At 33.3% G+C, this 24,955-nt stretch carries 28 protein-coding genes; 19 read left to right on the forward strand and 9 right to left on the reverse strand.

From position 1 onward, the window contains the following. The first annotated feature begins 286 nt into the window (after nt 1–286). The 5 genes from BUC11_RS10145 to BUC11_RS10165 all read left to right on the forward strand — a co-directional run bounded on the left by BUC11_RS10145 (nt 287) and on the right by BUC11_RS10165 (nt 5,683). Nucleotides 287–1,033, forward strand: coding sequence for an FkbM family methyltransferase (locus tag BUC11_RS10145; protein ID WP_073353813.1), 747 nt, complete (start codon nt 287–289; stop codon nt 1,031–1,033). Nucleotides 1,034–1,038: 5 nt separating this feature from the next. After that, on the forward strand, nt 1,039–2,001 hold the full coding sequence (locus tag BUC11_RS10150) for an NAD-dependent epimerase/dehydratase family protein (RefSeq protein ID WP_073353814.1): 963 nt from the start codon (nt 1,039–1,041) through the stop codon (nt 1,999–2,001). A gap of 271 nt (nt 2,002–2,272) precedes the next feature. Beyond that, nucleotides 2,273–3,256: a UDP-glucuronic acid decarboxylase family protein gene (locus BUC11_RS10155; protein WP_073353815.1), complete on the forward strand. Its 984-nt coding sequence runs from the start codon at nt 2,273–2,275 to the stop codon at nt 3,254–3,256. 289 nt (nt 3,257–3,545) lie between these two features. Then, nucleotides 3,546–4,898 carry an exopolysaccharide biosynthesis polyprenyl glycosylphosphotransferase gene (locus BUC11_RS10160; RefSeq protein WP_073353873.1) on the forward strand — a complete coding sequence of 451 codons (1,353 nt, stop codon included), beginning with the start codon at nt 3,546–3,548 and terminating at the stop codon, nt 4,896–4,898. A gap of 2 nt (nt 4,899–4,900) precedes the next feature. Further along, nucleotides 4,901–5,683, forward strand: a complete 783-nt coding sequence (locus tag BUC11_RS10165) for a glycosyltransferase family 2 protein (protein ID WP_073353817.1) — start codon at nt 4,901–4,903, stop codon at nt 5,681–5,683. On the opposite strand, the gene BUC11_RS10170 is transcribed toward BUC11_RS10165, so the two are convergent. Genes BUC11_RS10170 through BUC11_RS10180 form a run of 3 tightly spaced genes read right to left on the reverse strand, consistent with a single transcriptional unit; the run spans nt 5,667 to nt 7,658 of the window. Next, nucleotides 5,667–6,977, reverse strand: a complete 1,311-nt coding sequence (locus tag BUC11_RS10170; protein WP_073353818.1) for a phenylacetate--CoA ligase family protein — start codon at nt 6,975–6,977, stop codon at nt 5,667–5,669. The genes BUC11_RS10165 and BUC11_RS10170 overlap by 17 nt on opposite strands. Next, complete coding sequence (locus BUC11_RS10175; protein ID WP_073353819.1) at nt 6,977–7,279, reverse strand: HigA family addiction module antitoxin; 303 nt, start codon at nt 7,277–7,279, stop codon at nt 6,977–6,979. The genes BUC11_RS10170 and BUC11_RS10175 overlap by 1 nt, the downstream gene beginning before the upstream one ends. A 10-nt stretch (nt 7,280–7,289) precedes the next feature. Further along, nucleotides 7,290–7,658, reverse strand: coding sequence for a type II toxin-antitoxin system RelE/ParE family toxin (locus BUC11_RS10180; RefSeq protein ID WP_073353821.1), 369 nt, complete (start codon nt 7,656–7,658; stop codon nt 7,290–7,292). Between the two features lie 95 nt (nt 7,659–7,753). Between BUC11_RS10180 and purD the strand changes: the two genes are divergently transcribed. Further along, a complete protein-coding gene (purD, locus tag BUC11_RS10185; RefSeq protein WP_073353822.1) occupies nt 7,754–9,028 on the forward strand; it encodes a phosphoribosylamine--glycine ligase in 1,275 nt (424 codons plus the stop codon). Between the two features lie 31 nt (nt 9,029–9,059). On the opposite strand, the gene BUC11_RS10190 is transcribed toward purD, so the two are convergent. Beyond that, on the reverse strand, nt 9,060–9,290 hold the full coding sequence (locus BUC11_RS10190) for a DUF6341 family protein (RefSeq protein ID WP_073353823.1): 231 nt from the start codon (nt 9,288–9,290) through the stop codon (nt 9,060–9,062). Nucleotides 9,291–9,433: 143 nt separating this feature from the next. On the opposite strand from BUC11_RS10190, the gene BUC11_RS10195 reads away from it, so the two are divergent. Next, nucleotides 9,434–10,363 (forward strand): DUF6427 family protein, encoded by a 930-nt coding sequence (locus BUC11_RS10195; protein WP_073353825.1) that lies wholly within the window; start codon nt 9,434–9,436, stop codon nt 10,361–10,363. Here BUC11_RS10195 and upp read toward each other — a convergent pair. Continuing rightward, nucleotides 10,358–11,011: a uracil phosphoribosyltransferase gene (upp, locus tag BUC11_RS10200; protein WP_073353826.1), complete on the reverse strand. Its 654-nt coding sequence runs from the start codon at nt 11,009–11,011 to the stop codon at nt 10,358–10,360. The genes BUC11_RS10195 and upp overlap by 6 nt on opposite strands. A gap of 86 nt (nt 11,012–11,097) precedes the next feature. On the opposite strand from upp, the gene BUC11_RS10205 reads away from it, so the two are divergent. The 4 genes from BUC11_RS10205 to BUC11_RS10220 all read left to right on the forward strand — a co-directional run bounded on the left by BUC11_RS10205 (nt 11,098) and on the right by BUC11_RS10220 (nt 16,686). Further along, nucleotides 11,098–11,703, forward strand: coding sequence for a DUF4254 domain-containing protein (locus tag BUC11_RS10205; protein ID WP_073353829.1), 606 nt, complete (start codon nt 11,098–11,100; stop codon nt 11,701–11,703). A gap of 111 nt (nt 11,704–11,814) precedes the next feature. Beyond that, nucleotides 11,815–12,810, forward strand: a complete 996-nt coding sequence (locus BUC11_RS10210; protein ID WP_073353830.1) for a glycosyltransferase family 9 protein — start codon at nt 11,815–11,817, stop codon at nt 12,808–12,810. Between the two features lie 243 nt (nt 12,811–13,053). Next, the gene (locus BUC11_RS10215; RefSeq protein ID WP_073353832.1) at nt 13,054–15,837 is read left to right on the forward strand and encodes an outer membrane beta-barrel family protein; all 2,784 of its coding nucleotides are present in this window, start codon (nt 13,054–13,056) and stop codon (nt 15,835–15,837) included. 87 nt (nt 15,838–15,924) lie between these two features. Further along, complete coding sequence (locus BUC11_RS10220; RefSeq protein WP_073353834.1) at nt 15,925–16,686, forward strand: GLPGLI family protein; 762 nt, start codon at nt 15,925–15,927, stop codon at nt 16,684–16,686. 59 nt (nt 16,687–16,745) lie between these two features. Here the strand turns inward: BUC11_RS10220 and BUC11_RS10225 are convergent, their stop codons facing one another. The 4 genes from BUC11_RS10225 to BUC11_RS10240 form a co-directional block, all read right to left on the reverse strand. Beyond that, a complete protein-coding gene (locus tag BUC11_RS10225) occupies nt 16,746–17,054 on the reverse strand; it encodes a hypothetical protein (RefSeq protein ID WP_073353835.1) in 309 nt (102 codons plus the stop codon). A gap of 30 nt (nt 17,055–17,084) precedes the next feature. Then, nucleotides 17,085–17,378, reverse strand: coding sequence for a type II toxin-antitoxin system RelE/ParE family toxin (locus BUC11_RS10230; RefSeq protein WP_073353837.1), 294 nt, complete (start codon nt 17,376–17,378; stop codon nt 17,085–17,087). Then, entirely contained in the window at nt 17,371–17,622 is a 252-nt protein-coding gene (locus BUC11_RS10235) for a type II toxin-antitoxin system ParD family antitoxin (RefSeq protein ID WP_073353839.1), read from the reverse strand. Before BUC11_RS10235 ends, BUC11_RS10230 begins: the two co-directional genes overlap by 8 nt. 305 nt (nt 17,623–17,927) lie before the next feature. Beyond that, the gene (locus BUC11_RS10240) at nt 17,928–18,980 is read right to left on the reverse strand and encodes a ferredoxin--NADP reductase (protein WP_073353841.1); all 1,053 of its coding nucleotides are present in this window, start codon (nt 18,978–18,980) and stop codon (nt 17,928–17,930) included. 153 nt (nt 18,981–19,133) lie between these two features. Here BUC11_RS10240 and BUC11_RS10245 point away from each other — a divergent pair, with 153 nt between their 5' ends. The 8 genes from BUC11_RS10245 to BUC11_RS10280 all read left to right on the forward strand — a co-directional run bounded on the left by BUC11_RS10245 (nt 19,134) and on the right by BUC11_RS10280 (nt 24,953). Beyond that, complete coding sequence (locus BUC11_RS10245; RefSeq protein WP_073353874.1) at nt 19,134–19,475, forward strand: PadR family transcriptional regulator; 342 nt, start codon at nt 19,134–19,136, stop codon at nt 19,473–19,475. 10 nt (nt 19,476–19,485) lie between these two features. Beyond that, complete coding sequence (locus BUC11_RS10250; RefSeq protein WP_073353842.1) at nt 19,486–20,151, forward strand: hypothetical protein; 666 nt, start codon at nt 19,486–19,488, stop codon at nt 20,149–20,151. Nucleotides 20,152–20,261: 110 nt separating this feature from the next. Then, a complete protein-coding gene (locus BUC11_RS10255) occupies nt 20,262–20,822 on the forward strand; it encodes a hypothetical protein (RefSeq protein ID WP_139259454.1) in 561 nt (186 codons plus the stop codon). 206 nt (nt 20,823–21,028) lie between these two features. Beyond that, the gene (locus BUC11_RS10260; protein WP_073353844.1) at nt 21,029–21,340 is read left to right on the forward strand and encodes a GIY-YIG nuclease family protein; all 312 of its coding nucleotides are present in this window, start codon (nt 21,029–21,031) and stop codon (nt 21,338–21,340) included. A gap of 42 nt (nt 21,341–21,382) precedes the next feature. Beyond that, complete coding sequence (locus tag BUC11_RS10265; protein ID WP_084129608.1) at nt 21,383–22,111, forward strand: hypothetical protein; 729 nt, start codon at nt 21,383–21,385, stop codon at nt 22,109–22,111. A gap of 206 nt (nt 22,112–22,317) precedes the next feature. Further along, on the forward strand, nt 22,318–22,629 hold the full coding sequence (locus BUC11_RS10270; RefSeq protein WP_073353845.1) for a GIY-YIG nuclease family protein: 312 nt from the start codon (nt 22,318–22,320) through the stop codon (nt 22,627–22,629). Between the two features lie 99 nt (nt 22,630–22,728). After that, the gene (locus BUC11_RS10275) at nt 22,729–23,436 is read left to right on the forward strand and encodes a hypothetical protein (RefSeq protein ID WP_073353846.1); all 708 of its coding nucleotides are present in this window, start codon (nt 22,729–22,731) and stop codon (nt 23,434–23,436) included. Between the two features lie 47 nt (nt 23,437–23,483). Further along, on the forward strand, nt 23,484–24,953 hold the full coding sequence (locus BUC11_RS10280) for a DUF5687 family protein (RefSeq protein WP_073353847.1): 1,470 nt from the start codon (nt 23,484–23,486) through the stop codon (nt 24,951–24,953). The last annotated feature ends 2 nt before the right edge of the window (nt 24,954–24,955 follow it).

Raw genomic sequence — 24,955 nt, forward strand, 5'->3', positions numbered from 1 at the left:
TTAATTTATTTATAAAATGTACCATCAACTTCCAGCTGTTCCTTAGTAAATTTATCATAGAATCCGTTTTCTAATGCTCGTAAATGGAACCCTAAATGCTTCAATTGATCTTTTATTTCTTGATAAACCACACAATATTTATAGCAGTAAACCCTTAAAATCAGTGGGTATCTTTAATTAAACAATAAAAGCAAAATAGTAGTGTTAAACAGGATATTGTTTAGGTTTTATTTTACCTTGCACTAGTAAAATTAAGTTAATAGAAGCGCTAGACAATTAAAAAATAATGAGGTATTCTACACTGATCAAACAGCTATTTATTGTTGCAAAATCTAAATGGGCTTTACAATTAGTTAAAGGAAAACTCTTTTCCATAGCTTCTTTTGAAGTAGTTTCTAATTTAAAAAAAATGGTACCCCAGTTAGATACGATTATTGATGTAGGTTCTAATTCAGGCCAGTTCTCTAAAGTCGCTAGCCATTTTTATCCTAACGCAGAAATAAACGCCTTTGAGCCATTACCAGATTTGTATTTAAAAATCGAAAAATTATTCGATTCCAATAAAAAAGTCAAAACATACAACCTTGCTCTAGGAAACGAGGTGGGTGTAATCAATTTCAACAAAAACAAATACGGTCATATTAGTTCTATATTAGATATCAGCTCGGACAATATACACTACCCAAAACAAGAGAATGACTTGTCGCAGATTAAGGTAGAAATTAAAACGCTAGATTCTCTTTTATTGACAAATAGTTTAAAGGCCGAAATTACGTTGTTAAAATTAGATGTTCAAGGTTATGAATTAGAAGTCTTAAAAGGGGCTGAAGAATCATTAAAAAACATAGATTATATTATAATTGAAGCTAATTTAGAACAACTTTATACAAATCAACCTTCATTTACTGAAATGAACACGCATCTCTTGAGTAAGCATTTTGAACTTTCTGGAATGCTTGATTTCAATTTAGGACATAAAAACAAATATATTGAAGTTGATTTACTATATAAAAAAACATCAAAAAAGGATTAATTCTTATGGTTAAGATTCTAGTAACAGGAGGTTCAGGTTTTATAGGCTCAAACCTTGTTGAATATTTGAGCTCTAAAAATCATCAGGTTATCAATTATGATATTAAAAAGCCCAGAAATAAATCATTTATAAAAAACTGGGTCAAAGGAGATATTCTAAATCAAAAAGATCTTGCAGCATGTTTTGAGTCCTTTAACCCGGATTATGTGATTCATTTAGCAGCACGAACAGATTTAGATGAAAAACAATCTATTACGGGATATGCCACAAATATCGAAGGTGTCGAAAATATAATCGACCTCATAAATAAATATCCAACCATCAAAAGAACGATTTATGCCTCTAGTAGAATGGTATGCAGAATAGATTATGCGCCTGAATCATTTGACGATTTTTGTCCTCCTAATTTATACGGAGAAAGTAAAGTGATTGGAGAAAAAATAGTAAAAGAAAAAGCCAACCATGATTTTGTAATTGTCCGACCTACTTCTATTTGGGGACCATATTTCGAAATTCCATACCGAACTTTTTTTGATGCTGTTCGAAAAAAAATGTTTTTTATTCCCAGAAACCATAATCCTAAAAAATCATTTGGTTTTGTGCACAATACGACTTTTCAAATAGAAAAAATACTGTTTGCGTCAAAGGAAAAGGTTTACCAAAATTACTATTTAGCGGATTATCCAGCTTTAGAATTGAAATTATGGGCTAACTTGATTGCTGTAGAATTTAATCAAGAACAGATAAAAACTATACCAATGTTGCCCTTAAAGATGGCTTCCAAAATAGGCGATGCACTTCAAAAAGTAGGTTGGAAAAATCCACCATTAACGACTTTTAGATTAAATAACCTAATCACAAATATGGTATATGATACTACCTCATTAGAAAAACTATGTGGAGAGTTACCTTATAAATTAGAGGAGAGCGTGGCAATAACTACTTCTTGGATGAAAAATAATTTTTAAAATTGATACCAGTCTTTATGATTTTCATTAATTTAGATTGCAGTGAAATTAATAGCCATTTCGTCGTTCCAGATTAAAAGCTAAATTACACAATGCTGTGAAAATCATAAGGAAGTAAAACGGCAATAATTTTTCTTATTTATTTAACACCGCCATAGGTTATGATTCTAAGTCGCCATTGCAGTTTAGTAAAAAAGAAGACGTAATATAATTCTATAATTCGCTTTTAAAAACGAGCATTTTTTATATATTGCGAACACAAAAATATTTCATGAAAAGAATACTTATCACCGGAGCTGCAGGATTTTTAGGCTCACACCTTTGTGACCGTTTTATCAAGGAAGGTTATTTTGTTATCGGAATGGACAATCTCATCACAGGAGATTTAAAAAATATCGAACATTTATTCAAATTGGAACATTTTGAATTTTATCACCATGATATTACAAAGTTTGTTCACGTTCCAGGTAATTTAGACTATATACTTCATTTTGCATCACCGGCAAGTCCAATAGATTATTTAAAAATTCCAATTCAAACTTTGAAAGTGGGTTCTTTGGGAACGCACAATCTTTTAGGATTGGCTAGAGTAAAAAAAGCCAGAATTCTTATCGCCTCTACTTCTGAAGTTTATGGAGATCCATTGGTCCATCCACAAACCGAGGAATATTACGGTAATGTAAACACGATAGGGCCAAGAGGCGTATACGATGAGGCCAAACGTTTTCAGGAATCAATTACCATGGCCTATCATACCTTTCACGGAGTAGAAACTAGAATTGTGCGCATTTTCAATACCTACGGTCCAAGAATGCGACTCAATGATGGACGTGTGATTCCAGCATTCATTGGTCAGGCGATTCGTGGCGAAGATTTAACGATTTTTGGTGACGGCATGCAAACGCGCTCCTTTTGTTATGTCGATGATCAGGTAGAAGGTATTTTCAGATTACTGCATTCAGATTATGTTTTTCCAGTAAATATTGGGAACCCAGATGAAATAACAATAAAGGATTTTGCAGAAGAAATCATCAGACTTACCGGAACGAATCAAAAAGTGGTTTATCATCCGTTACCAATAAACGATCCCTTACAGCGTCAGCCTGACATTACTAAAGCTAAAAAGTTATTAGGCTGGGAAGCCAAAGTAGGCAGGGCCGAAGGAATGAAAATCACCTACGATTATTTCAAATCCTTGTCTATAGAAGAGCTGTCTAAAGAAGAACATAAGGATTTTTCAAAATATATTTTTTAAAGCCGTGATTTAGACGCAAAAATTATTTTTTAAAGGCTATGTATGGTTTTATTATACAATGTTTAATCTTTTATGGTACTAATATAAACCATCTTTACACGCTGGATTGCGGAGTATAAGTGAGCAATGAATTATTTTAAAATTTAGCTAACCCACTTCGTTGTTTTTGTTTTAAAAAGTATAATTTAGGTGTGAAAATAGTGCTTTTTACAGCCACTTATTATTGGCGTCGGAGTGTAATCATAGTAGTAAAAGAAAAGTAGCATGACTTTTCTAATTGTATAAAGTAGTGAAAACCAAAACGGGAAGATATTCAGGCTATATTCGCCCTTTTTCATTTGTCATAGACTTGATTGTTATCAATGTACTTTCAGTATACTTGACCGACTTCCCTGTAGATAAGATTTTTTATCCTTTATTTATCAGTGTCAGTTGGTTTGTCATCGCTGCAAACCTTGGCTTTTACGAAGTTTACAGATACACTAAAGTGATATCAATACTAAACTGCGCCCTAAAGCAAGGTGTTTTGTTTACTCTTTTTTGTCTCGCCTTAGCTTTTTTTGATTCGGAAAATTCTAGTTTTAAAAAAGTTGTCCTTTTTACTGCGCTATCACTTGCAGTAATCTTAGTGGTTAAATTATGTATTTATTACTTTCTAAAGAAATTCAGAGTTCTTTTCGGTGGGAATTTCAGAACGGTTATCTTATTAGGAACAGCTAAAAGTATTGAACCCTTACAGCATTTCTTTACGGAGAATCCAGATTATGGATATAAGTTAGAACGTGTTTTTGATCTTGAAAAGGATAAAACCCGCATTCTTCGGGAGAGTTTTGACTATGTTTTAGAGCAAAAAATAGATGAAATGTATTGCTCGATGCGTGATTTAACACAAAATCAGATGAATGAGATCGTTTATTTTGCTGATAATAATCTGAAGACGTTAAAGTTTATTCCTGATGAAAAGCAAATTCTTTCTCGAAATTTCACTTTTGAATATTACAATTACATCCCGGTAATTTCGTTGAGAAATATCTTGTTAGATGATACTTTGAATAAGATAATCAAACGCGTTTTTGATCTTTTGTTTTCGATTGTAGTCATATTTGGTCTGCTTTCATGGTTGAGTATAATTCTTGCAATTTTAATTAAGTGGGAATCCAAAGGACCTTTGTTTTTTATCCAAAAGCGCAACGGATTAAATTATAAAGAATTTAGTTGCTACAAATTCAGATCGATGGAGATTAATGAGGAGGCACATTTAAATCAGGTTTGTAAAAATGATATACGCGTTACTAAAATAGGGCGCTTTATACGCAAGACAAGCATTGATGAGCTTCCACAATTTTTCAATGTATTATTTGGAGATATGTCTGTTGTTGGGCCTAGACCGCACATGGTAAGTCATACCCAAATGTATGCTCTAAAAATTGATAAGTTTATGGTGCGTCACTTTGTCAAACCAGGAATTACGGGGCTTGCTCAAACTAAAGGATTTCGAGGTGAAGTAGAAACCGATGAGGATATTATCAACCGCGTCAAATTTGACATCTTTTACATGGAAAATTGGTCTATTTTATTAGACATAAAGATCATTTTCATCACAATATACAACACTTTAAGAGGTGATAAAAAAGCATATTAGAAATGGAAAACCCACTTGTATCCATAATCACACCCTCTTTTAATTCGGCTAAATTCATTGCAGAAACGATCCAATCAGTCCAAAATCAAACGTATCAGGACTGGGAAATGATTATTGTGGATGACTGTTCAACAGATGAAACGATTTCCATTATTGAAGAAATCGTGAATAATGACAATAGAATTCATCTTTTTCAACTCCAGAAAAACGCTGGAACTGGAATTGCCCGAAATACTGCTTTGGAGAAAGCAACTGGCAAATTCATTGCTTTTCTAGATGCGGATGATTTGTGGAAACCCGAAAAATTAGACAAACAGCTTACTTTTATGAAAGCGAATAACCTTCCTTTCACCTTTTCATTTTATGATTGCATTAACGAAGCAGGCATACCTTTGAACAAAAGAGTAGAAGCGCCTTTGCATCTTTCGTACCAACAGTTGTTTTTTTGTAATTATATTGGGAACCTTACGGGAATCTATGATGTCAATTATTTTGGAAAAATTGCTATTTCCTCAATTCGGAAACGGCAAGATTGGATGATGTGGTTGACTATTCTAAAAAAAATACAATTCGCACAACCTGTTCCGGAAAGTTTAGCGCTGTATCGCATTCGAGAAAACTCGATTTCGGCCTCTAAACTCGATCTGATTAAACATAATTTTTCGGTTTATAGAACGCATCACCGTTTGAATTTAATTGGCGCAACGCTTTGTATGATCGGGTTTTTATTCACACAATTGCTACTCAAACCACGCTATTCTAAAACCATTAAAGCATCGATTTAAACTGCTTTAATTTTCCTCGATTCCTTCTTTCTAAACTATTTTTTCGGATAAATATAAAATTCAAATGCGGTTCGAGATACAATTCAATCGCCTTTTTAATCTTTTTTATTTGTTCCAAATTCAATTCGGCTTCGCTGACATATTCAATTTCGAAGCAGTCTATTTTGGTCTGTTTGATCACAAATTCTTTGACGTTTCCGTCATCCTCAATAATACTTTTTGTGACGTAATAAAAGGTAAGTCCAGGTGATTTTTTCCCGCTGGGCAAAACTGCTACATCATTAGTTCTTCCTATTAATTTTTTCAGAATGGGTTTTTGTAACGTACTTTTTTCATCCAAAATTCCAATATCACCAAGGTCATATCGTATAAAAGGATGCGCTTTATTGAACAAGGAGGTAATGACGATTCGGCCCGAAGTACCATTTGCAACCGCTTTATTATTTTCGTCTAAAATTTCTACAAACAACGTTTCTGAATTCACTTGCCATTCTCCTTCCGTATTCTGAAAAGCAATTAAATCCAATTCTGAAGCACCATATTCATTGACGATAGGAATGCCAAATTGTTTTTCTAAAAGCATTTTATCGTCATCAAAAAGCATTTCAGAAGTTACCATGCAAACTTTCAAACTCGGACAAATTGAAGTTAATACGATGTTTTTCTTTTGCAAAAATTTAGCAAATAAAACAATGGAACTCGTATAGCCATTGATGTAATCGAATTTTTCATTCTGAAATTTTTTCAGTATCTTTTCTAAAACGTCATCCGATAAATCAAAAATGGAAAACCGAAAACGATGGCTTAAAAAATCCTTGAAACGTTCTTTTTTGTTGCTAATAAAATCCATCGGAATTCCATAAAACCGCGCTTGATAGGAAGTATTAAAATCAATTCCGTACCAACCAAAACGGTACATATTTGAAGCCCAAGTCAAGGCATGACAATATTTGTCCTTGGCAAAAATAAACGGAGTCCCGCTGGAACCGGAAGTTTTGTTTACATAACTGTTTTTAACGAAATAGCCTTTTGAAAGTCTTTCCAGTAATGGTTTTTGTAAGTTTTTCTTATTTAGAACTGGTAAATCTTCCCAGTTTTCATAATTTTCTGAACCGACTAAATCTTTATAAAAAGCGTTATTTTGCAAATGAAAATGGACAATTTCCAATTTTTTATTTTGAACAAAAACTTGATGTTCTTTTTCAGAAAAGGCTACAATTTTCCGCAATTCGGCTTTAGCTTCCTTCATAGGAAAGCCATTTAGTCGCAAGGATAAGTCGAATAGTGGAAACATCACGCTACTTTTGAAACATCAAAACGTTTGATGGATTGCAATTCCTCGGCTTTATTTTCCTTTTCTTCTTCAATGTCAAAATCATCTTGAAGACCAAGCCAAAACTTCGCAGAATTGCCAAAATACAGACTTAAACGCAAAGCGGTATCAGCTGTAATTCGTCGGTTTCCTTTAGTAATTTCAGAAATTCTGGTTTGTGGAATTTTCAAATCTTTAGCTAATCTATAGGCTGATATTTCTAAAGGAATAAGAAATTCTTCCAACAGAATTTCACCTGGATGTATGTTTTTTAATTTTTCCATTTTAACGATTTTAATGATAATCTATTATTTCCACAGCAATTGAATTTCCGTCTTTCCAAATAAAAATAATACGCCATTGATTGTTAATTCGAATGCTGTAAAAATCCTTTAAAGTGCCCTTTAATTTTTCTAATCGGTTAGATGGAGGTATTCTCAAGTCATTCAAATCTTGCGAATTGTTAAGCATTCTTAATTTTCGTCTGCCAATTTTTTGAATTTCTTCCGGAAGAGCAGTTATTTGCCCAAGGTCGTCAGGAGCCCACTTTGTCATTTCGCAGGTATAAGAATGTTTTTTCTTGTGGGATTCAATTGAAGGCTTCCTTACAACAATTCCATTCCATATTTTTTCGGTTTCTTTAGAGCCAAATGAAATTATCATATCTTTAGCGTTACTAACGTTAAAAGTAAGTAAAAAAAATTATTATTTCAACATAAAACGAACTATTTTTGCACGACAACTAAACACAACTACACATGACAATTTTACTACTGGGTTCGGGCGGAAGAGAACATGCTTTTGCATGGAAAATGGTTCAAAGTCCGCTTTGCGACACACTTTTTGTAGCGCCAGGAAATGCTGGAACTGCTTCAATAGCGACGAATGTTGCGATGAGTCCAACTGATTTTGAAGCCATAAAAGCATTTGTAATTCAGGAAAAAGTAGCAATGGTAGTGGTGGGACCAGAAGATCCTTTGGTAAAAGGGATTTATGATTTCTTTTTAAATGATCCTGCGTTAAATCATATTCCGGTCATCGGTCCATCAAAAATGGGAGCACAATTGGAAGGTAGTAAAGAATTTGCCAAAGAATTTCTAATCAAACATAACATTCCAACTGCCGCTTATGATAGTTTCACAGTTGAAACGGTGGAAAATGGATGTAAATTTTTGGAAACGCTGCAACCGCCTTATGTTTTGAAAGCTGATGGATTAGCTGCAGGAAAAGGGGTTTTGATTATTCAAGATTTGGCAGAAGCCAAAGAAGAATTAAGAAACATGCTGGTTCATCAAAAATTTGGTGACGCCAGTTCTAAAGTGGTAATAGAAGAATTTCTTGACGGAATAGAATTAAGCTGTTTCGTTCTCACCGATGGAAAAAATTATAAAATATTGCCAACTGCTAAAGATTACAAACGCATTGGCGAAGGCGATACAGGATTGAATACAGGCGGAATGGGAGCAGTTTCTCCAGTTCCTTATGTTGATGCTGTTTTGATGGAAAAAATTGAAACACGTATTGTAAAACCAACAATTGATGGTTTTCAAAAAGATGGAATTCCTTACAAAGGTTTTGTTTTCATTGGGTTGATTAATGTCAATAATGAGCCAATCGTAATAGAATATAATGTAAGAATGGGCGATCCGGAAACCGAAGTCGTGATTCCTAGATTGAAAACAGATTTAGTAGAATTGTTTTTGGCTGTAGCCAATAAAAAACTGGATGAAATCACCTTAGAAATTGACGAAAGAAGCGCCACTACAATTATGGTTGTTTCTGGTGGATATCCGGAGGATTTCGAAAAAGGAAAAGTAATTTCTGGATTAGAGAACGTTCAAGATTCAATTGTTTTTCATGCTGGAACCAAACTGGATAATGGAAATATAGTGTCAAATGGAGGAAGGGTTTTAGCCGTAACTTCGTATGGAAATGATTTTGAAGAGGCCATAAAAAAATCTTACCAAAATATAGACAAGCTACACTTTGATAAGATGTATTTTAGAAAAGATATTGGAAACGATTTAAAATAATTTCCAATTATCGTTCACTTTTTTTTAAATATTATTTTAAGAAAGAGTGAGCGGTAGTATCTTGCTTCTCTGTTCCAGCGTCTTCAAAAATTTTCAATTGTTTGATCCAATACACCATGGCAGAGGCACAAATAATCATGAAAATCCAGTTGATTGTATTAGCAACAAACCAAGAAGATAGCTCTAATGAGCGTAAAAAGTCTAGAGGAGCAAATAAAATATTTACAAATAAGTACTGTATTCCTTCGAAAAATGATTTCATAATGTATAAAATTAATTTTATTAATTGTTTTTGAGGAACTCTGGAAAGTAAAAAGTCTTATTTAGAAGAATCTTTTTGAACTTGCAGGGTTTACTTTTTAAACAAGTATTATATTTACGAACACAAAAGTATAAAATATCCTTATGATAACAAGTGTTTTTAGAAAATCTACACCATTAAATTTTTCATTGGTCTTAATTTTAATGCTGATTTTCTTTTTCCTGTTTCAAATTCAAGATTTATCTTGGACCAATTCCTTTTTATTAATGCTAAGTAAGGGTGGATTACTGTGTCTTTTATTGGCTTCTATCTTCATTACAGATTTTGTAGCTAAAAAGAACGGATTGAGCAAAGACAGTACCTACACGATCTTTTTTTATTTTTTATTGCTGCTTTTTTTTCCAACCGTACTGGATAATTTAAGTCTGATTTTGTCTAATTTCTTTATTTTATTAGCCCTACGCCGATTGATTTCGTTACAATCTTTGAAAGCGTCCAAAGAAAAAATATTTGATGCTTCTTTGTGGATTTTTCTGGCAACATTATTTCATTTCTGGAGTATAATTTTTATTGTATTGGTTTTTATATCTATAATTTTCCATGTTTCTAGAGACTATAGAAACTGGATACTGCCTTTTATTGCTTTTTTTATTACTTCAATTATTTTCTTAGTATATGCTACAGTGTTCAATGTAAACGTGCTAGAATACATAACTAATAGTGTAACGACAAACTTTAGCATTGATTATTTTACTAATAATTATCAAAATGCGGCTTTGTCAATCTATGCTACAATCGCTTTATTTTTTCTAGTCTCTATGTTTGCCACATTATCAGGCAGACCACAACTATTGCATACTTCTTTCAAAAAAATCATTGCTTCTTTTTTTATTGGAGTACTTATTTTCTTGATCTCATCTAATAAAAGCAATGACCTATTAATTTTTACGGTTGCACCTTTAGCAATAATGGCAACTAGTTATATAGAAATACCACAGCTTAAATTAAAGCAAGAGATGGTACTTTCAGTACTAATTATCTGCAGTTTATTTGCTTTTTTTAGCCAGCTATAACTTATTTCCATAGGCAAGATCACCTGCATCACCTAATCCTGGGACGATGTAGCGGTGTTCATTTAATTTTTCATCTAAGGAAGCCACCCAAAGATGACATTGTTCTGGCAAGTATTCCTCTAGATAAGCAATTCCCTCAGGCGCGGCAATCACAACTGCAATGTGAATTTCTTTTGGTGTCCCATTTTCCATTAATTTATTGTAAACAGCAACTATGGATTGACCTGTGGCAAGCATGGGATCTACTAGTACTAAATTTTTCCCATTGATATCAGCGATGGCTTGGTATTGGACTAAAATATCAAAGTAATCGTCATTATTGGGATGATGTCTAAAAGCAGATACGAAACCATTCTCGGCATTATCGAAATAGTTCAGAAAACCCAGATGCAAAGGTAAGCCAGCCCGTAAAATGGAGCATAAAACCAACTGATCTTTGATCTCAGTCGTATTTTTTATGCCTAACGGCGTTTGGATTTCAATGGGTGCGTAATGCAGTTCTTTACTTAATTCATACGCCATTATTTCGCCAATACGCTCAATATTTCTTCGGAAACGCATGCTGTCATTGTGAACATTCACATTCCGTATTTGCCCCAAAAAATGATTAAGGACACTGTTTCCTTCTGATAAATAATGAATTTGCATGGTTGTATATTTGTAATTAAACTTCTAGTTATTTTTTTATGGTATAAAAGTATAAAAAGTATCTTTGTCTTTTAATATATAAAGATATGTTTTCAAAACTAGCGTACTCCGTATTCGAACAAAGTATCAAGGATTATCATCAATTTGATAATGTCGATCAGCCTATAAACAATCCTTTCCCGAAGGATAAATTCGAACATTTGTTATACCACAAAAACTGGATTGACACCGTTCAATGGCATTTTGAAGATATTATTCGGGATCCAAATATCGATCCAGTTGCAGCGTTGACTTTGAAAAGAAGAATCGATGCTTCTAATCAAGAACGTACGGACATGGTGGAATATATTGACAGTTATTTTCTTCAAAAATACAGTCATGTTGTAGTAAAAGAGGAGGCAAAAATCAACTCAGAAAGTCCAGCTTGGGCTTTTGACCGATTGTCAATTTTAGCTTTAAAAATTTATCACATGAATGAAGAAGCGACTCGTTCTGAAGCTTCCCAAGACCACAGAGATAAATGTCAGGCCAAATTGAATATTTTATTGGAACAAAGATCCGATTTGTCAGCCGCTATAGATGATTTGTTAACAGACATCGAAAACGGTGATAAATTCATGAAAGTGTACAAACAAATGAAAATGTACAATGACGATGAATTGAATCCTGTTTTGTATCAGAACAAGAAGTAAAAAAATATTTTTTGAACCATTAAGGTATTAAGATTCATTAAGTTTTCCTCAATACCTTAATGGTTTTTAAACATTAATTAATTGTCAACTACTATCAAACATATAGCCGTCATGAGACTTTCCGCAATGGGAGATGTCGCCATGACGGTTCCTGTTTTACGCGCTTTTGTAAATCAGTACCCAGAAGTAAAAATCACCGTTATTTCTAGACCTTTTTTTAAACCCTTTTTTGAAGGAATTCCTAATCTTTCTTTTTTTGCTTTCGATGAAAAAGAACGACACAAAGGATTTTTAGGATTGTTGCGTTTGTTCCAAGATTTGAAAGGTTTAGAAATTGATGCTTTCGCCGACTTACATAACGTTTTACGTTCTAAAATAATCCAAAACCTTTTTGCGTTAAGCGGAAAAAAAACAGCTTCGGTGGATAAAGGAAGAGAAGAGAAGAAAGCTTTGACGCAAGCCGAGAATAAAGTGTTCCAGCAACTGCCTACGATGTTCGAAAGACATGTGAAAGTGTTTGAACAACTCGGTTTTAATGTTAATTTATCGCATGTAGTTTTTCCTGAAAAGGTAGTTTTAAGTCTGGAGATTTCAACAATAATTGGAACCAATCATCAGAAACTAATTGGAATTGCACCTTTTGCACAATACGATTCTAAAGTGTATCCGTTGGATTTGATGCAGGAAGTGATTGATCAATTGGCTTTGGATTCAACCCAAACTATTCTGCTTTTTGGCGGTGGAAAAAAGGAAATAGAACTCTTAAATTCGCTTGCTGCGAATAAAGACAATGTGATTGTTGTTGCAGGAAAAATTAAGTTTCAGCAGGAATTACAACTCATTAGCAATCTTGATGTCATGCTTTCCATGGATTCCGGGAATGCGCATATTGCGGCCATGCTTGGTGTAAAAGTCATTACGCTTTGGGGCGCTACGCATCCGTATTCGGGATTTTCACCTTTTAATCAACCAATGGAAAATGCTTTGGTATCGGATAGAAATGGGTTTCCTAAACTACCAACTTCGGTGTATGGGAACAAGAAAGTAGCTGGTTATGAAGATGCCATGCGAACGATTACCGTTGATACAATTCTTAAGGCACTCTAGCTACAGTTTACATATCCTTGACTGTATTTTCCTTTTGTATGTTTGATGTAATTTTCACGCAATGCTAATTTTAACACTTTTATAACAAATAGGCATAAACACATAGTGGGAAAAATACTATTTTTGATTTTGATACGTTCAGCGTAAACCGTAAAGTAAAGACTAAATAAAAATGCTTATTTGCTAGTTCAACTTTTTGGAAATACTTTGAAATATGCCATTAACAAAAATATGAAACTATTTATGTCAAAAATTACGGTAACAATTGCAATTTTGTTGATTTTCTCCTTTTCTGCGTTTTCTCAAAAAAATAAACTTTCAGGTATTTTGACCGCTGGAAGTGAAAAAACCCCCATTTACAATTCAGTTGTTGCTTTATTAACTCCGGTAGACTCGGTTTTATACCAATTTACACGATCAGACAAAGCGGGTAAATTCAACCTTAATAATGTAAAACCGGGTAATTACATTCTAATGTCATCGCACAGTCAATATGCGGATTATTTAGATGAAATTACCGTAACTAGCACTGATAAGGATTTAGGAGCCATTGCTTTGATGAGCAAAATGGAATTGTTGCGAGAGGTGATTATAAAAACGGGATCTATCAAGATTAAAGGCGATACAACTAGTTACAGGGCTAGTGATTTTAAAGTTGATGCCAATGCCAATGTGGAAGAATTGCTAAAAAAATTGCCGGGAATACAAGTTGATAAAAATGGAACCATCAAAGCTATGGGCGAAACAGTAGAAAGAGTTCTAGTTGATGGCGAAGAATTTTTTGGTGATGATCCAGGCATGGCTGTAAAAAACCTACGTGCCGATGCTATAAAAGAAGTACAAGTTTTTGATAAGAAAAGCGATCAAGCGGAGTTTACAGGAATAGATGATGGCGACTCTAAAAAAACAATTAATCTGAGATTAAAGGAGGATAAAAAGAAAGGCTATTTTGGTAAAATAGATGGAGCAAACCAACCCTTTACTGGTTCGGATTCTAGATACAATAGCAATATCATGGTGAGTAGTTTCAAAGGAAAAAGAAAGCTTTCGGCATTTTTGTTAAACGGAAACACGGGTCAAGATGGGTTAAGCTGGCAGGACAGTGACAAATTTGGTGGAGGAGACGGAAATGTCAGCATGAGTATGGATGATGACGGAAATGTAAATTACGAATGGACCGGTGGCGATAATGATGGCGAACCTTATGTAGACACTCAAAACGGTTTTATAAAAAACACTAATGCAGGATTGCAATATAACAACAAATGGAATGACAAGCATTCCTTAAATTTATCACCAAAATACAACAGTCAAAGTTATCAAAACAATAGCACTAGGAATACGCAAACTCAAGTAGGAGCGACTCAATTGAATGAGAACAGAGCTACTGCTAGTCATGTAGATAGAGATAATTTTAAACTTAATGCGGTTTATGATGTAAAAATAGATTCAGTAAATACCCTGAAATTTACGGCTAAAACTAATTTTTATAATACTGAAAGTGACGAATTTACTACGGGAAATACCACTGGAAGCGATGGATTGTTAAGAAACAGACAGGAACGATTATTTACGACAAAATCAAACAAGGAATCGGTGTCTGCGAGTGCTTTGTTTAAGCATAAATTTGTAAAACCACGTAGAACATTATCAGTAAATACGAGTTGGAGTACGTTGAATTCAAATGCTAATAATTTTTTAAAATCGGCTAACGAGAGTTATGAAGGAGGCGATTTTGCTTTTAGTAACGCGGTAGATCAAAATAAAATTGGAGATAAAAGCAATCAAAATCTGGCTCTAAATGTAGCCTATACAGAGCCTATTGGAAAGAAATTTGCTTTGCAATTATCCTATCAAATTACGCACAATACGGGCAATAGTAACTTTGTGACTTACGATTTTTCAGACCTAACAGGCAAGTATGATGTAGTAGTTGATTCGCTTTCAAACCAATTCAAGCAGAGCATTACAACAAATAAACCCGTTCTAAAATTAAGTTATAATGCCAAAAAAATCAATTATAGTTTTGGTAGTGGTTTTGGTTTTACCTCATTTGATTTACAAGATCAAACCCTAAATAGGGAATACAAACGCAGTTTTACTAACTTTTTCCCAAGCGCAAATTTTTCGTATAAGTACAAAAGCAACAGTAATTTGCGTGTAAATTATCAAGGTGCAACAAGACAGCCTACTATTGACCAATTACAGCCTTTACGAAACAATCAAGACTTTTTTAATCAAGTGCTAGGAAACCCGGATTTAAAACAATCTTTCACAAATAGCATCAACGTTTCTAACAACAGCTACAGCATTTTGACCGAAACTAATTTTTATCAAAGCCTCTCTTTTAGAACAACCTCTAATTTGATTTCTTTCAATAGAGATATTGACCCTGAAAGTGCAAAAACAATTAGTACACCTATAAATACAAATGGTAATTTTTCAGCCAACTTGTATATGGGTTACGGGTTTAAAGTCAAAAAAATGAATATGTATGTTAACCTTAGTCCATCTATAAATTACAATAAATCGGTCAATAGCATTAATAGACAAATCAACAATTCGAATATATTAAGTTCTAATTTTTCTGTTTATTTGAATAAATCCAAAGAAAAGAAATACGATATTAATCTAAGCAATACTTTTTCAAATAGCCGTAACAGTACCTCTCAAAACAATGAAGTAAAATCATTTAATACCAATAATTTAGGTTTAGATGTTGCCGTTTATTTTAGAGAAAAATGGAAATTATCAACAGATTATAATTTGTATTCTCGTCAAAAAACAGTTGATTTTCAAAATAATCTTACCAATCAATTGTGGAATGCCAGGTTCCAACGTACTTTTAAGAACGATGAGTTTACCGCTTATGTAATGGTGCGTGACATTTTGAATCAAAACATAGGTATTAGTAGATTTGTTTATGACAATACAATAGGAGAAGAGCAAAATGATAGACTCCGACGCTATGCTATGATCGGGTTTACATGGAATTTTAAAAATAAAAGCGGCATCGAAAAAAAATAAAGAAGCCGGATACAAATTGTAATTCAACATCGAAAAATAGTATTATTTTTTAAAATTAATCATCTCAATACTTTAAAATACAACGCAATGAAATCAATATATTTTTACCTCACATTATTTGTTTTCACTACTGGATCTTATGCACAACAGTTTGTAGATAAAGCTGTAATTGAATACGAAGTCAACACCAATCTCAAAAAAACAATGAGCAATGACAGTTGGGATGAAATGATGAAAGATAATTTATCCGACTTAAAAATATCGTATTATACCTATACTTTTGAAGACAACAAAAGTGTATTTAAATTTGATCGATGGAGTCCAAAAACAAGAATACCAAAACAGGAGAAAGAAGCTGACGAAGAAAACTCTTGGTATTTTGATTTTACAAACCAAAAAATGAACCTTCAGAAACAAATTGTAGGTACTAATTTTGTGATTGCGGATAGCATTCCGAATATTCAATGGAAAATCACCAATGAGCGCAGAGAAATAGCAGGCTATAATTGTCGAAAAGCGGTTGGTAAAATATTTGATGATGTATATGTGTTTGCTTTTTATACGGATGACATTACAATTTCTGGCGGTCCATGTAGTATAAATGGTTTACCGGGAATGATTTTAGGACTTTCAATACCAAGATTGTATACGTCATACATAGCCACCAAAATTGATTTAAAAATTAAAGATAGCACTGTGATTAAACCTGCTATAGCTAAAAAAACCTATGATTTAAAAGAACTCAAAACATTAATAGAAGAAAAAACGAAGGATTGGTATACGTACGGAGAGGACAAGGAAGAGAATAAAAGACAGAAAAATATGTTCTTGTGGAATGCTTTCTTGTAATGTTTTGACTATTATCAAATTACTGATTTTTGAAAATGATGTTTAAATAAGGAGTGCAATTAAAGCCAAATTTTCTCCTCCCGACAGCGAACCAAAATATATCTTTTTAAATTCGAAATGGTTTCTTGATAATTTGGCGCATCATACCCAAAACGGTCATGTTCAGCATGTTCTTTCTCGGTAGCATCGCAGCCTTTTATGACTTCTTTAATCATATCAAGCATCGCTAATTCTTTGTTGTTTGTTTTTTGAAATTTGAATTCCACGATTTCATCTTGCAATTGCTCACAATATTCCAAAAGTTGCGCTACTTCTGGTTCGTCAAGAAGGGAAGGGTTATTTTTGAAAAGTTCTCGAATGGATTTCATTTTAAAAACGGTTTAGTGGCTACTTTTGGATTAAAGCTTAGATTTTAAATCCATTCTTTCGTGAAGAATTCGTATTATTTCTATTTCTTTGACCGAAATAATTCTAAAAAAAATAATGTGATGATTAGTTTTAAATCCTAAAAGATCAGGTTGAATTAGCTCGTAATTTTTGCCAAAGTTAGGGTAATTAGCTAATTCCTGACAAGATGCTAATAGAAGTTTATAATACTTATTGGCTTGTTTTTCTGACCATTCCTCATAAGTATACTCCCAGATTTCAGCTAAATCGGTAACAGCTAAATTGGTCAAATAATATTTAGCCATTTGCTTTTTTCATTGCTTGTAACGTTTCTAAGTGTTTTTTTGGATCGAAGTCTCTTGCAAGCCCACTATCAATACCTTCCTGAATGGCATTTTTTAATAGTAAAACTTTATCTTCTTCCTCTTCTAGCATGCGAAGTCCGGCCCGGATAACCTCACTTGCATTTTGAAACCGACCTTTTGAAATACTTTTTTCTACAAAAGTTTCAAAATGGTTTCCTAAAGAGATTGATGTGTTCTTTCCCATGATTTTAATTTTTTACTAAAGTACCAAATATTGGTAACAATTGAAATGTTTTTTCGGAAAATTTAACGTTCTGTCCTCCTCGCTAGGGTTTTGAGATTATGTTAAGATTGTTGTTATGGATTGTCACATTAAATTAAGTAGGATATGTAAAACTGCAAAGTCACTTTTATTAGTGTTTTATCCTTTGGTAACTAGATGATTTTCTACAGTTTCATCATTTCACCAAAATACTAAGAATCCCAACCTCCCTAAAACAAAAGAACTTCCCTTTTCAGAGAAGTTTCATGTATAAAGCAATTTATCTTTTAAACATCATCATAATCTACATAAATAGATTCTGATGTTGGATGTGCTTGACAGGTAAGAATCAAACCATCGGCGATTTCTTTATCCGTCAAGATAGAGTTTTTAGACATTTCGGCAGTTCCTGAAGTAACACGCGCCAAGCAGCTGCTGCAAATTCCGCCTTGGCAAGAATACGGCGCATCAATACCTTGTTTCAAGGCTGCATCAAGAACGGTTTGTTTTTGTGACATTTCAAAAGTGGTCTCTTCATCATCTACCAAAATGGTAATTTTAGAATGTCCGCCTAATGATTTTTTGATCTCGTTTACCTGTGTTGAAGTAGCAAACAATTCAAATTTAATGTTTGATTCCTTTACGTTCTTTTCTTTCAAAACTCCGGAAACAATATTGATCATTTCTTCCGGTCCGCACAAGTAGAACTTATCAAAATCAAGTTCTTTGTGTTTATTATTTAAAACAAAGTTCACTGTTGATTTTTCAATTCGGCCAAATAAAGCCTGATCTACTTTGGCTTGACTGAAAACATAATGTACAAAAAAGCGACCCACATATTGCAATTGCAAGTCGTGTAATTCTTGATGAAATATGGTTTCTTCGGGAGTTTTGTTACCGTAAACCAATACAAAAGAGCTATTCGGTTCGTTTTTCAATACGGATTTTAAGATGGACATTACCGGTGTAATTCCGCTTCCAGCAGCAAATGCCGCATAGTTTTTTTGGCGTTCAGCCTGAGGTTCAAAAGTAAATTTACCTTCTGGAGTTCCTATTTCTAATGCATCACCTACTTTAAGTTTGGTATTAGCAAACTGAGAAAAAGCACCGCTAGGCACCGCTTTTACTGCAATACGTAATTCTCCGCTATCGGGTGAAGAGCAAATCGAATAGGCACGGCGAATTTCTTCACCATCAAGGGTTAATCTCAAGTTTAAGTATTGACCCGCAATAAAGGTATAGTTCGCTTTTAGTTCTTGAGGGACATTAAAAAGTATGGAAACCGCATCTTTGGTTTCGCGTTTTACTTCTTTTATAATTAATTTTAAAAAGGATGACATCTGATTATTTTTTTGCAAATATACTAAAGTGTATAGGTTTCTAAAAAATTAAAAAGATTGAAATTTATATACCTAATGAAGTTATGTATAAGAATCTTATGTATATTTGTGTATCAATATGAGCTTGCTTCGTGCCTCGGAATGACTAAAAAAATGAAAAACTCGCAATTATACAAAGGAAGTCTGAATACCATCATCATGAAATTGCTAGAAGAAAACGGCAAGATGTATGGATACGAAATCACGCAAAAAGTAAAGGCCATCACGCAAGGCGAACTCAACATTACCGAGGGCGCTTTATATCCTGCGCTACACAAAATGGAAGCAGAAGGAATTCTAGACGTAGAGATGGAGAAAGTAGACAATCGCATGCGTAAATATTACAAATTGACGGAGGCTGGCACCAAGGAAACCGTAAACCGACTCTCCGAGCTCGAAGATTTCATCAGGAACATGCAAAGTTTAGTAAGCCCAAAACCCAATTTAGAATTTTAATTTTTTGAAGATGAAATTAACAGCGGAACAAATAGAATTTATAGATTCCATCTTATTATCAAACGGCATTATGTATGATGATGTAAAATTAGAGATGATGGATCATATGGCTTCAGAAATAGAAATTCTGATGGAGGAAAATGCACTGCCTTTTGAAGAAAATTTTAAATTGGTATTGGATAAATGGAAGCCACAATTACAGCTATCTTTTTCTGGATTAATTGGATTTTCCAACCCTAAAATCATCACTTCGAAATGCCATGATTTAATAAAAAATCAATTATTATTTGCACTTTTTGTAGCTGGTTTACTTACATGCTTGGTTTTGTTTTTGATATCATATTCAACTTTTAATAGCATGTTCAAAAGCATTGAACAAGTTTTTAAATCTTTTATTGTTGTTGAATTTTGTTTGGTTATTTTATCCTTGGGTTTGGTTTGGAGCACCAAGCGACAAACAACGTATAGTTACTTAATGAAGAAAAAAGGTCTTGGTGTCATTTTATTTCTTTTTATGATAGGAATCGGAATGTTTCCCGCGCAATTAAATCATCCGGATTTTAAAATTGCTTTTGTTACTATTTTTATATCTATTATTTATGTTGTAATGGGTATGTTTTATTTGCAATTTGCTCTGAAACATTTTCAGTTTGAAAGAAAATTAAAAAATAACTAAGGATGAAACTAACCAACCAACAAATACAATGCATCTCAAATCACATTGAATCCAAAGATATCAAATGGTATGAGTTGCAACTAGAACTCACCGATCACATGGTTACTAGTATGGAAGAATTTTGGGAACAGAATCCTGAGCTGTCTTTTGAGCAAGTAAAAGAAAACACATTTAAAAAATTCACAAAACCAGAATTAAAAGCGATTGAAAAGCAGCGTAAACAAATTCTTGTCGAAGAGTACAATAAACAACAACGAAAAATGGTTGGAACTTATTTTAAGTTTCCTAAAATTATGGGTTGTATTTTGCTTGTTATTATAAGTTTTAAAGTATCATTCTATTTCGAAAGCCCTTACAAATATATACTAGCATTGTTTTGGTCATTATATGTTTTAGCAATTCCACTGCTTTATTTCTTTCACAAAAACCGCAAGATAAATGGTAAACGTTTTCTCGCCATTGAATCTGTACATCCTTATTTAACAATAATGGGAGTGCCTCAATTAGGAATGTGCTCAATTAATCCATTTAAAGAGGAAATTAATCAATACCCAGCAGTAGTTCTAGTTTTTTGTTTGATTTGGACACTCGGGATTTTATTTGTCGCGAGTGCTACTTACCTTCAAAAGCAATCAATTAATACAATCAGAAAACAGTACCAACTTTCATAAAGTTACAAAATGAAACTAACTAAACAACAAATCGCTCAATATGAGGAAATCTTGGTTTCAAACGGTCTTGTGTATAATGCCACAAAAACATAAAGAATGAAAATTAGGTAAGTTCTGTTACTAATAAACGACATCGCGCAAATTTGTCATGCTGAGGAACGAAGCATCTCCACAAAATTGGCAATTCACTTTTAAAGCGAAAAAAGATGATTGAATTTCAAGAAGGGTACCATACGTATTATGTTTACATTTTGACTAACAAAGCGAAAACGGTTTTATATACTGGCGTAACAAATAATTTGAAAATAAGGCTGCAACAGCACAAGCAATCCTTAAGTCCTAATTCGTTTACAGCCAAATACAATGTACATTATTTGTTGTATTTCCATAAGTTCACTTGGATTCAAATAGCAATTGCAAGAGAGAAAGAAATAAAAGGATGGAAAAAAGACAAGAAAATCACACTAATAAAAACAATTAATCCGGAGTTGAATTTTTTGAACCACTTGTTTGAGTAGCAATGAGCAGAGATGCTTCATTCCTCAGCATGACAAAAAAGAGTGAAAAAAGCAAGAAAATCGTATGCGGTAAATAATATTCAAAAAAAACCAAAACATAACATGAAATTAACTCAAGAACAAACACAACATATTTTTAATAAAATTACAGATTTTGGCATAAAATGGTATGAGTTGCAATTAGAATTGACGGATCACGTAGTTTCTAGTATGGAGGAGTTTTGGGCAATAAATCCTAATTTCACTTTTGATCAGGTGAAAGAAAACGCATTTAATAAATTTAGTAGACAAGATATAAAAGCGATTGAAAAGGAGCGTACAAAAAGTTTAAGAAAAGAATTAACTAGAGAACATAGAAAAATGATTGCGAACTATTTAACATTTCCAAAAATCATCGGTAGTATTACTTTAGTGTATTTAGCATATGCTTTTTCAGTTTATTTTGTTAGTCCTCAGAAATATTTAGCGGTATTATTTTCTTCTTTATTGATTTTGGGTTTACCATTACTTTATTATTGGTGGAAAAGTAAAGAAATTGATGGCAATCAATTTTTGACTCTTCAAACCTTGGATCCGAACCTTTTAGTGTTTTCTTTTCCATCTTTAGGAATGAACATCACAACACAGTTAAAAGAAGAATTAGTGGAACACCAATGGCTCGTATTGCTTTTTTGTTGTTTTTGGGTATTAGGAATATTATTCATGATTACAGCAATTCACCTACAAAAAATGACTATTTCAAAAATCAAAAAACAGTACCAACTTTCATAAAGTTACAAAATGAAACTAACTAAACAACAAATCGCTCAATATGAGGAAATCTTGGTTTCAAACGGTCTTGTGTATAACGCCACAAAAACATAAAGAATGAAAATTAGGCTAGTTCAGTTACTAATAAACTACATCGCACAAATTTTTCATGCGGAGGAACGAAGCATCTCCACAAAATTGGCAATTCACTTTTAGAGCGAAAAAAGATGATTGAATTTCAAGAAGGGTACCATAAGTATTATGTTTACATTTTGACTAACAAAGCGAAAACGGTTTCATATACTGGCGTAACCAATAATTTGAAAATAAGGCTGCAACAGCACAAGCAATCCTTAAATCCTAATTCGTTTACAGCCAAGTATAATGTACATTATTTGTTGTATTTCCATAAGTTCACTTGGATTCAAATAGCAATTGCAAGAGAGAAAGAAATAAAAGGATGGAAAAAAGACAAGAAAATCACACTAATAAAAACAATTAATCCGAAGTTGAATTTTTTGAACCACTTGTTTGAGTAGCAATACAGAGATGCTTCGTTCCTCAGCATGACAAAAAAGAGCGAATAAAGCAAGAAAATCGTAAGTGACAAATAACTTTCAAGAATAGCAAAATAGAATATGAAATTAACTTCTCAACAAATTGACCACCTATTCACTTTCACTCGCCAGCATTATGTAGAGTGGTACGACTTACAATCAGAATTGGTAGATCACATAGCAAACGCTATCGAAACCCAATGGCAAGAAAACCCAAATCGCTCGTTTGATGAAGCGCTGCAACTTGAATTCAAAAAGTTTGGTGTTTTTGGGTTTATGGATGTGGTCGAAAAACGACAAGCCGTTTTGGGTAAAAAATACAATGGTTTGGTTTGGCAACATTTCAAAGATTTCTTTGGCATCCCAAAAATTATATTGACAATCGCCATGACGCTAGTTTTATACAGTATTTTAAAAATAAGTGCTTATAGCGCATGGATTTTTGTAGGTCTCTCTCTTATTGTAGTAGGATTTACTTTTTACGAACTTTTCAAAAACAATAAAAACAATAAAAGAAAAAAGCAAACCCAAGAAAAAAGATGGCTTTTTGAAGAAATAATAAATCAATACGGCAGCTTTTCAGGAGCTATTATTTTTCCGTTTAATGTATTCGTTTCAGTGTTTAATCATTCCGAAAAGTATTTAGGCAATTACTATTGGATGATGGGATTGAGTTTCTTTTTAGTAGTGGTCATCTTACTGCTTTTTATCATTTTTAAAATCATTCCAGCCAAAGCAGAAGAGTATCTACAAACAACTTATCCAGAATATAAATTAGAAAACGTGTAACATTTCCTTACTTTTAGGTACTTACTAGCAAACCAAAAAACCAAACTATGATTCAAAAATTCCTCTATCTCGAATGGAAAGCATTTATTAGATCGGCTTCGTTCGCGACCAATTTAGCTTTAAAAATCCTGATGGGTTTTGTCGCCGTTTATTTTATTCTGATTTTCTTAGCCTTGGGAATTGGTGTTTTTTACATCCTCAAGAAAGAGAACATGGATCCTGTTGCAACGGTAAATAAGTTCATGATTTACTATGTGTTGATGGATTTAATCATCCGATTGCTATTACAAAAAATCCCAGTTTTAAACATTCGCCCGATGCTGGTTTTCCCAATCAAAAAATCGACAATTGTGCATTTCTCCTTGGGGAAAACTATTTTATCTTTTTTTAATTTAGTACATGGTTTTTTCCTGATTCCGTTTAGCGTTGTACTAATCATCGAAGGCTATGATGCGTTGTCAGTAGTGCTTTGGTTCACGGCCGTGTATTCGCTATTGTACATCAATAATTTCATAAATATTATACTGAGTAATAAAGATAATTTATTTGGTATTTTCCTTGCGATAGTTGCGATTTTAGGAGGATTGCACTATTACGATTATTTTAATATTACAGATTATACCGCTCCATTTTTTGATGCAATTTTCAATACCTATTGGGCTTTTGCCATTCCAGTTATGGCGCTTGTTGTGTTGTATGTTGCCACATTTCAGTATTTCAAAAACAATTTATACCTCGACGCAGGATTGTCAAGCAAACATGATATTGCCAAAACAGAGGATTTGACTTGGTTGAACCAATTTGGAACTATAGGAACCTTCTTGAAAAACGACATTAAATTGATTAAAAGAAACAAACGTTCTAAAACCACCGTAGGATTAAGTGTTATGTTTTTATTTTACGGCTTTTTGTTCTTTACTAATGGAATTGCAATGTACAACAATCCAGTAATGCACATCTTTGCTGGTATTTTTGTCTCCGGTGGATTCTTAATCACTTTTGGGCAGTTTGTACCAAGTTGGGACAGCGCGTATTACCAATTAATGATGACACAAAACATTCCGTACAAAGGCTATTTGAGTTCGAAGTGGTGGCTCATGGTAATTGCAACATTAGTGACTACAACTATCGCGTCTTTCTATCTTTATTTTGGCGTGCAGGTGTATTTAACCATTGTTGTTGGAGCGATTTATAATATTGGTATCAACTCGCATTTGGTTTTGTTAGGTGGCGCATATACAAAAACACCCATCGATTTGAGTTCTGGAAAAGGGGCTTTTGGAGACAAAAAAGCATTCAACGTAAAAACCATGCTAATATCTATACCGCAATTAGGACTGCCCGTTTTACTGTATTGGCTAGGTTCTAAATATGGAAATCCAACTATCGGATTGTCTCTAGTAGCCGCAGTAGGAGTAATTGGTTTTGCTTTCAAAGACAAAGCGTTCTCCTTGATCGAAAAAATCTACAAAGCAGAGAAATACGCGACCATTGCTGCTTACAAACAAAAAGGATAATC

The organism is Flavobacterium xanthum, from assembly GCF_900142695.1.
Classification (GTDB): domain Bacteria; phylum Bacteroidota; class Bacteroidia; order Flavobacteriales; family Flavobacteriaceae; genus Flavobacterium; species Flavobacterium xanthum.